This window comes from Methylobacterium phyllostachyos, assembly GCF_900103445.1.
GTDB lineage: Bacteria > Pseudomonadota > Alphaproteobacteria > Rhizobiales > Beijerinckiaceae > Methylobacterium > Methylobacterium phyllostachyos.
The window spans coordinates 1-8,259 of the sequence record NZ_FNHS01000038.1; the positions used below are offsets into that span (position 1 = coordinate 1).

Here is an 8,259-nt window from a genome sequence, read left to right on the forward strand (position 1 = left end):
CGGACGGGGCGGTGCCCGCGTCGGTGGCTCTCAGCCGCCATCGCCCCGGGCGGCGGACCGGTACGGGGCGTGCCTCGGATGCGGGCGTGAGACCGGGCGGCACTGTGCCCGGCGGGGTGCGGAAATGCCCCCGCGCCGACCCGCTTCTGGGCCGAACCTGAGGATCCTGCGGACCCGTCCACTACGAGGCGGGGGACGGCTGGAAGGCCACGAGGCTGTGCGGGTTCCGGCGGTGCTACCGCGTCCGAGACCGTCAGACAGCGCGGCGCAGGACCGGGATCGCCGGAGACACCGCGACGAGAAAGACGGCACCGGCCGGGGACCATGCCCGGTCGATGCCGCGGGCGCCGCGGGGATCGGATCCCGCGCGTATCTGGCCGACACCTGGGTTCCCGCGGCGTCCCGCGTCCCGCGTGTTGTTCCCCAGCCATGCCCCCGGCGCCAGAAGCGCGCGGGGACGATGTTGCGCATCCGCGATGCCGCTCACGCCGGCATCGGCTCCCGCGGCTCGGTGTAGTCGTAGAGACGCGGCGCGGGAATCTCGTCCTTGGCGCCCATCCGCGCCATGAGATGATCGGCGACGCGCAGGGCATTGGCGATGATCGTGAGCGTCGGGTTCACGGCGCCGATCGACGGGAAGAAGCTCGCGTCGGTCACGTACAGGTTGTCGAGTTGATGGGCCTTGCAATTCCGGTCGAGGACCGAGGTCGCCGGATCGTCGCCGAACCGCAAGGTCCCGGCCTGGTGGGCCGTGCCGCCGATCGGCACGTTCTTGCCGAGATAGAGCGAGCGGTCGAACAGGTGCGGGTGGATGTCGGTGAAGCTGCAGATCTCCTGCAGCTTCTGCCGCAGCCGCTTATGCGCCTCCACATTCGTCTCGGTGAGATCGAGGTGGACCTTGCCGTCCTTGTAGAAGACCCGGTTCTGCGCCAGCGGGATATCCTCGGAGGTCAGCCAGAAATCGACCGAATGCTTGGCGATCCAATCGAAAGGCTTGTTCGGGAACCATTGCAGGAAGCCCGGCAGGCCCTCGCCGTGGATCTGGGCGCCGTCCGATTTGCCGACCATCTGGATATGGCCGAGGGGGAAGTCCCAATTGTCCTTCGGGTCCGGGTCGCCGAAATAGAAGTCGTTGACCCCGAGCGTCTTCTGAAACCTGGTCGGGTTCGGCGTCTTGGAGATCGCCAGCACCGTCGAGTTGTTGTGGCGCATATAGTTGCGCCCGACCTGATCGGAGCCGTTGGCGAGGCCGGTCGGATGCCGGTCGCTGGTCGAACGCAGGAGCAGCAGCGCCGACGACAGGGCGCCGCAGGCCACCACCACGAGGTCGGCCGAAGCCTGGAACGGCACGCCGTCGCGGTTGCCGACCACCCCGGTGACCGTCCGCCCGGCCGGATCGGTGTCGAGGCGCTCGATATAGGTCCGGGTGAGCAGCGTGAGGTTCGGGCAATCCCGCAGGGCCGGGTCCACCACCATGGTCTGCGCGTCGGACTTGCCGTTGGTCGGGCAGGGGAAGCCGTCGAAGGATTCGCACTTGATGCAGGGCGAGGTCGAGATTGCCCGGCCGTCCTTCTCCACGAGGCGCACGCCCACCGGCAGGTGGAACGGGTGGTGGCCCGCCTGCTTCAGGTTGTCGAACAGCTCCTGGATCCGCGGCTCGTTGGCCACCGGCGGATGCGCGTAGGGCTTCTTCGACCAGGGCTCGGTCGGATCCTCGCCACGCAGGCCGTGGACGTGGAACAGCTCCTCGGCGGCTTGGTAATAGGGCTCGAACTCGTCGTAACCCACGGGCCAGGCCGGCGCGATGCCGTCCTCATGGCGAATATCCGAAAAATCCTTCTCGCGGAGGCGGAAGAGGATCGAGCCGTAGAACTTCGAGTTTCCCCCGACATAGTAGTGCAGCCCGGGTTGGAAGCTCTTGCCGTCCGAGGCGTACCACGTCTCCTTGGTCTGGTAGTACCCATCGACGATCACCGCTTGGCTGTCCCAGTTGCGCGGCTCGCGCAGGAGGTAGTCGCCGCGCTCGATCAGCAGGATCCGCTTGCCGGTCTGGGCGAGGCGCCACGCCATCGTCCCGCCACCCGGGCCGGATCCGACGATGATGACGTCGTAGTGCTCACCGGGCATGCAATCTCTCCGTCCGGACCATTGATGGGCAGGCAACTCATGAGCGGCCGTTCGGATCGCGCTGCGGCGGCGTCTTCGATCACAATGGCGCAACCACCGATTAAGCGCTTTTCCCAACACGGCCTTCAGCTTCGCCTGCGATCCTGTGGTGGTCCGGCCTCCTGCCGGGGAGGCATCGATGGTCGTCGAGGACGTCGCACTGGTTCTGGCGCTCCTGGTCGCCGCCGCCCTCGCGGTCGATCGCTGGCGCGGGCGGCGGTCCGCGTCGGACGAGGGCGAAGCCGAGCGGCTGCACGACCGCCTGTGGCGGGTGAGCGAGAGCGAGGATCGGTACCGCGCCCTCGTGGCGGCGACCACCGAGGTGATCGTTCAGCGCGACGCACGGGGCCGCATCACCTACGCCAACGCGGAATACGCCGACCTCCTCGGGCGCGAACCGATCGCGCTGCTCGGTGCGCAGGCCGACCTGGAGATCCTGGACCGCAGCGCCATCGAGATCGGCGAGGACGGGGTGCGCCGCATGGAGGCGCAGGTTCGCTCGGTCGACGGCCGGGTGCGCTGGTTCGCCTTCGTGGAGATGCCGGTGGCGCACGGCGACGCGATGCACTGGCTGCGGGCGGGCCGGGATGTGACCGCCCGCGTCGAAGCAATCCGCAGTCGCGACGCCGCCCTGGAGCGGGCGGAATCCGCGAGCGTCGCGAAATCACGGTTCCTGGCGACCGTGAGCCACGAGATGCGCACGCCGCTCAACGGCATCTTAGGGATGGCCGATCTCGTGCTCGGGACCGAGTTGAACCCGGAGCAGCGCACCTACGTGGAGGCGGTGCGCACCAGCGGGCAGGCGCTGCTCGGCCTGATCGACGGCGTGCTCGACTTCTCGCGGATCGAGGCCGGCCGCCTCGACCTCGCCGCCGAGCCGTTCAGCCTGCCCTCGGTGGCGGAGGGCGCGGTCGAGCTGCTGGCGCCCCGGGCGCAGGACAAGGGGATCGAGATCGCCCTGGATGTCGCCGAGGGCTTTCCCGCCGGTCTCGTCGGCGATGCCGACCGGGTGCGGCAGATCCTGATCAATCTGGCGGGCAACGCCATCAAGTTCACGGATCGCGGCGGGGTCGGCGTCAGCCTGAGCTTCGCCCGCGCTGAGACCGGGCCGGGCGAGGTGGTGCTCGCCGTGGCTGATACCGGCCCCGGGATCCCGGAGGACCGGCTGCCGATCCTGTTCGAGGAGTTCGAGCAGGGGGATGGGAGCGCGAGCCGCAGCCACGAGGGCACCGGTCTCGGCCTCGCCATCACGCGGCGCCTCGTGACCCGTATGGGCGGGCGGATCGAGGCGACGTCGCGGGTCGGGCGGGGCACGACCTTCCGGGTGCTGCTGCCGCTGCCGGAGGCCGAGGCGATCGCGCCATCGGATCCGCTGCCGCGCCTCGACGGACAGCGCTGCCTGATCGTGGCGGACTCACCCTTCCAGGCGCCCTATCTCGCCCGCTGCCTGTCCAGATCCGGCGCAGCGACGGTGATCGTGAACACGCTGGAGGCCGGCCTCGATGCCCTGTCGGGGGCCGCCTTCGACGGCATGCTGGCCGACCGGGCCCTGGGGGATGCCGCCGTGCGGCAGCTCGCCGACGCGGCCCGCGCCTGCGGCGTCGGGTGCAGTCTCGTACTGCTCTCGCCCTTCGACCGGCGGGGCTTCGGCGCGCCGGGGGCGGCGGGCTTCGACGGCTACCTGATCAAGCCGGTCCGGGAGCGGTCCTTGATCGAGCGCCTGCTGGCGCCGCCCGTCGCGGCCGAGATCCCGGCGGCCCCGCCCACCGCCACCCCACGGGCCGGCGTCGGGATGCGGGTCCTGCTCGCCGAAGACAACCCGATCAACGCACTGCTGGCGACCCGCGCCCTGGAGCGCCTCGGCGCCGAAGTCGTCCACGCGGTCGACGGGATCGCGGCGCTGGACCAGCTCGATACGAACGGCCCCTTCGATCTCGCGCTGATCGACGTGCGCATGCCGCGTCTCGACGGGCACGAGACCGCCCGCCGGATCCGCGCCGCCGAATCGGCTGGCACCGGACGGCTCCATCTCGTAGCGCTCACCGCCAATGTCGGCCGCGAGGACGAGGCCGCCGCCCGGGCCGCCGGGTTCGACGGGTTCCTGGCCAAGCCCCTCAACCTAAAACTCCTTCCGGCCCTGCTGGAGCGCCGGGCAGCCCGGGCGGCGTGAGCGCGTTGACAGGCCGGTCCCTCCCACGCCAACAGGCTCCCATGTCGGCAACCACGCAGCCATCGTCCGAACCGCGCGCGTCGAGCGGCGCGCTCGCCGCCTGGGGTATCGCGGCCCTCGTCATCGCGACGGTTCTGCTCGGCGCGTTGCTGCCGGCCCGTCACCCGGCCCCGGCGCGCTCCATCGCCGAGGATCCGGCCTGCCTCGAATGGACCGACGGTTGCCAGGTCTGCCAGCGCCTGCCCGAGGGGCCGGCCTGCTCGCTCCCGGGCATCGCCTGCCAGCCCGCCGCGCCGCACTGCCTGCGTCGCGCCGACGGGTGAGCTTGGGCGCGCCGGTCCTCCGCTTCGCGCCGAGCCCGAACGGACGCTTGCATCTCGGCCACGCCTATTCGGCCCTGCTCAACGCCGACATCGCCGACCGGATGGGCGGGATCTGTCGCCTGCGGATCGAGGATATCGACCCGCAGCGCTCGAAGCCGGCGCTGATCAACGCAATCTCTGAAGACCTCGCCTGGCTCGGCCTTCACTACCCGGAACCGATCCGGCGCCAATCCGACCACATGGACGCTTACCGGGCCGCCCGCGACGGCCTGATCGACCGGGGGCTCGCCTATCCGTGCTTCTGCTCGCGTGGACAGATCCGGGCCCGGGTGGGGGAGGGGGGCGAGACGGCGTGCGATCCGGACGGCGTGCCCCTCTATCCCGGCACCTGCCGCAGCCTCAATCCCGCACAGGTCGCCGAAAGGCTCGCCCAGGGCGAGCCGCATACGTGGCGCCTCGACATGGCGACCGCGCTCCGCTGCGCCGGGTCCTCACACGGCTACATCGCCTTCGACGAGACCGGCGAGCGTTGGGTCGACGCCGATCCGGCCCGCTGGGGCGACGCGGTGATCGCCCGCCGCGATGTCCCGACGAGCTACCACCTTGCCGTGGTGCACGACGACGCGGAGGAGGGGATCACGCACGTGGTCCGCGGCCGCGACCTCGAGGCCGCCACCGACCTTCACGTCCTTCTACAGACGCTTCTCGGCCTCCCGACGCCACGGTATCGGCACCACCCGCTGCTCCTCGACGCCGCGGGTGAAAAACTCGCCAAGTCGCGGGGCTCGCAATCGCTCGCCGACCTGCGGGCGGGCGGCATCACCCCTGCCCAGATCCGCGCACAACTCGGCTTCGGCTGACCCCCGGCCTCAGCGCACGATGGCGTCGCGCTGGGCCAGCGCAGTGGCGCTCTTCGACTTCTGCATGGTGGCGTCGATCTGCTCTCGCTGCCGCTTGAACTCGGCGAGCAAGCGCCCGTCGAGTTCGCGGCCTCGGGGGACGCGAATCTTCATCGGATCCACGAAGTGGCCGTTGATGATCACCTCGTAGTGGAGATGGGCACCCGTCGACAGACCGGTTGAGCCGACATAACCGATGACTTGGCCCTGCCGGACCTTCACCCCTTCCCGGATCCCGCGGCCAAACCGCGACATGTGATTGTAGGTCGTGACGTAGCCGTTGACGTGCTGGAGCTCGACCCGATTACCGTAGCCTGAGGTCATCTCGGACCGGATCACCACGCCGTTCCCCGCCGCCATGATCGGCGTGCCGATCGGGTTCGCCCAATCGACGCCGGTATGCAGCTTGGCGTAGCCAAGGACCGGGTGGCGCCGGTAGCCGAAGCCGGAGCGCATGATCCCGTCGGCGATCGGCTTGCGCAGCAGGAATTTCTTGAGCGATCGACCCTGGTCGTCGAGGTAGTCGATCGTGCCGTCGTCGGGGGACTGGAAGCGGTAGACCTTGTGGGTCTCGCCGCCGAGGGTCAGCGCTGCGTAGAGCAGATCCGGCCGGTCCGAGCTGGCTTCGTCGTCGTAGGTATAAAAGACATCGAGACCGTCGCCGCTGGCGATCCGTCGCTGGAAATCGAGGTCGTAGCTGAAGACACGGACGATATCCTCCACGGTTGCCCGGGGCAGGTCGTGGCGTGCGGCCGTCTCGTAAAGGCTCTGATACAGGCGCGGACCGGAGCCCGAATCGGCATCCTCGTCGTCGCTAGCCTCGGCCTGCGGCTGTGGCTTGGGGGTGGGGGCCTCTTCGGCGGGGGGGGCCACGGATACGAAGCTACCGCGGTCATTGAGGGCGGCGATGCCCTCGATCCCGGCCTCGCCGTACAAAACCACGCGGGTAACTTGACGCGAATCGCCGGGGCGGGGCCCGGGGGCGATCTGTACGCGCATCGGCTGGCCTTCGTTGAGGGCTGCCGTGCGCGCCTTGCCGCCAAGAGCGGCGACGATGCCGTGGATCGCCTCGTCCCCGGCGAAACCGGTAGACTTGAGCATGCTCTCAAGGGTCTCGCCGCGCTTCAGCGCGAGGTCACGCTCCTCGACCAGCGGCACATCATTAGGCTTGAGTTCCGTCTTGGCAACCTTGGTGACGTTCTCGGGGACGACCAGAACCTCAATCGACTTGAACGGGTTCGCATCCTTGGGAGCGGCGCCCTCGCTATCGCTTGCGGCCCCTTGCTGGAGGGTGCGCGACAGCATGATCTGCGGCGCGATCGGGATGGCAGCCCGGCGGCCCGCCTCAGAGGCGATACGGCGCTCCTCCTCGACCTGCGCAGTCACATCGTCATCCGTAAGCGCCGGCGCGCCGGCATCAACGGATGCATCGGCGAGATCGCGCTTGACCACGGTGACTTCGGCACTGGGGGCGTCGGCCGCGACATCAGGCGCCCGCTCGAGAGGCTCGTCCGACACGAACTTCATCGGGTCAAAACGCGGGGGTTCACCAGCATAAACACCAGTCGTCATCGACAATGGCGTGCTCAGACGAACGAAGGACTTGGCCTTGATGATCTCGCGATCCCCCAACCGGACGGTCACGGGGGCCCGGAAACTCTGCTTGGCCGAGGCGATCATCAGGTTGCGCACCAGCCGGTCGCCCTTGCGGGCAAGGTTGGCGCCACTCTCGCTTGGCTGCGGCCGCGGTATGACCGTGACGCGTTCGGGGATGGCCGCGAACGAGGCGTCACCCTGTAGGGATACGTGAAGCGCCGCTGCGATCAGGCCAGCACCCGTCAGGCCGGTCAGCGTGCTCGCGAAGAGCCAGCGCAGGTTGACCGCGCGGCGATCAATGTGAGTCGCGGTCGAGCCGAGGTGATCGAGCGGCGCCTGCAGACCACGGCCGGAGAAGGCAGCGACATCGCCGATCTTAGTTCGCTCTCGCTTCACTCGTAGGCTCTGAGAAGACAATGGCGAACGGAGCTCCGCGCAGGATCCAAAGGGCCCGCGGCCGGGCTCTGCCGGACCGGAAAGAGAGGTGCGACCGGCGCGTCCATCTCACGATGCAGCGTGTCGAGATTGAGGCATGCCATACCACCCGGCAAGGCGTCACACGGAAAACGGTTTCGGTTCAGCGCACACCGGTGCGACCGACGATCCGCAAAATGGGTGTTGACGCGAGTCTGATGGGCCCGTATACCCCGGTTCATCGGCGCCGGCCGCGAGAGTGGACCGGGCGCTGAGGCATCTTCTGACAAGCAGCGGGATCGGCCGGCTGGGTAGCCGGGCGGTCTTCTGTTTGTCTGTTTAGGTCGGCTCCGCAGACGGTTCGCTTCGGCGGCTTTGAGGCGGGGTTGACAGGGGGATCGGCGGGCTTTAGACGCCCTCCACCGCTGAGGCGGACCACCGAACGGTCGGTCCGGTATCACGGTTCCTCCAGTCGAGCAAGGGTCGGTTCGGGCGCAAGCCAGGATCATCTGTTGCCGGCGCAAGCCTCGGGTGACTGAGGCGTTCTTTGACAAGTTGGAATTGAGGAAGGGAGACGCGGGCGGCGTTTGTCCTTGCGGCCAGGCTTTCGGGTCTGGCGTGAGTAGACTTGTGCTGATCTTGTGTTCTTCTTTCTGAGCTCACCGACGGGTGTATTGGCGCTGTGAAGCGT

The 8,259-nt window shown here is 68.8% G+C and carries 5 protein-coding genes; 3 read left to right on the plus strand and 2 right to left on the minus strand.

Annotated features, from left to right (window positions below; genetic code table 11):
- Positions 1–483: 483 nt before the first annotated feature.
- Positions 484–2,127, minus strand: a complete 1,644-nt coding sequence (locus BLQ49_RS28640) for a GMC oxidoreductase (RefSeq protein ID WP_091723047.1) — start codon at positions 2,125–2,127, stop codon at positions 484–486.
- Positions 2,128–2,305: 178 nt separating this feature from the next.
- Here BLQ49_RS28640 and BLQ49_RS28645 point away from each other — a divergent pair, with 178 nt between their 5' ends.
- Genes BLQ49_RS28645 through gluQRS form a run of 3 tightly spaced genes read left to right on the plus strand, consistent with a single transcriptional unit; the run spans position 2,306 to position 5,519 of the window.
- A complete protein-coding gene (locus BLQ49_RS28645) occupies positions 2,306–4,336 on the plus strand; it encodes an ATP-binding protein (protein ID WP_091723050.1) in 2,031 nt (676 codons plus the stop codon).
- Between the two features lie 41 nt (positions 4,337–4,377).
- Positions 4,378–4,659, plus strand: a complete 282-nt coding sequence (locus BLQ49_RS28650) for a hypothetical protein (RefSeq protein WP_091723052.1) — start codon at positions 4,378–4,380, stop codon at positions 4,657–4,659.
- A complete protein-coding gene (gene gluQRS, locus BLQ49_RS28655) occupies positions 4,656–5,519 on the plus strand; it encodes a tRNA glutamyl-Q(34) synthetase GluQRS (RefSeq protein WP_244507809.1) in 864 nt (287 codons plus the stop codon). Before BLQ49_RS28650 ends, gluQRS begins: the two co-directional genes overlap by 4 nt.
- Before the next feature lie 9 nt (positions 5,520–5,528).
- Here gluQRS and BLQ49_RS28660 read toward each other — a convergent pair whose 3' ends face one another.
- Entirely contained in the window at positions 5,529–7,550 is a 2,022-nt protein-coding gene (locus tag BLQ49_RS28660) for a M23 family metallopeptidase (RefSeq protein ID WP_091723057.1), read from the minus strand.
- Positions 7,551–8,259 lie beyond the last annotated feature (709 nt).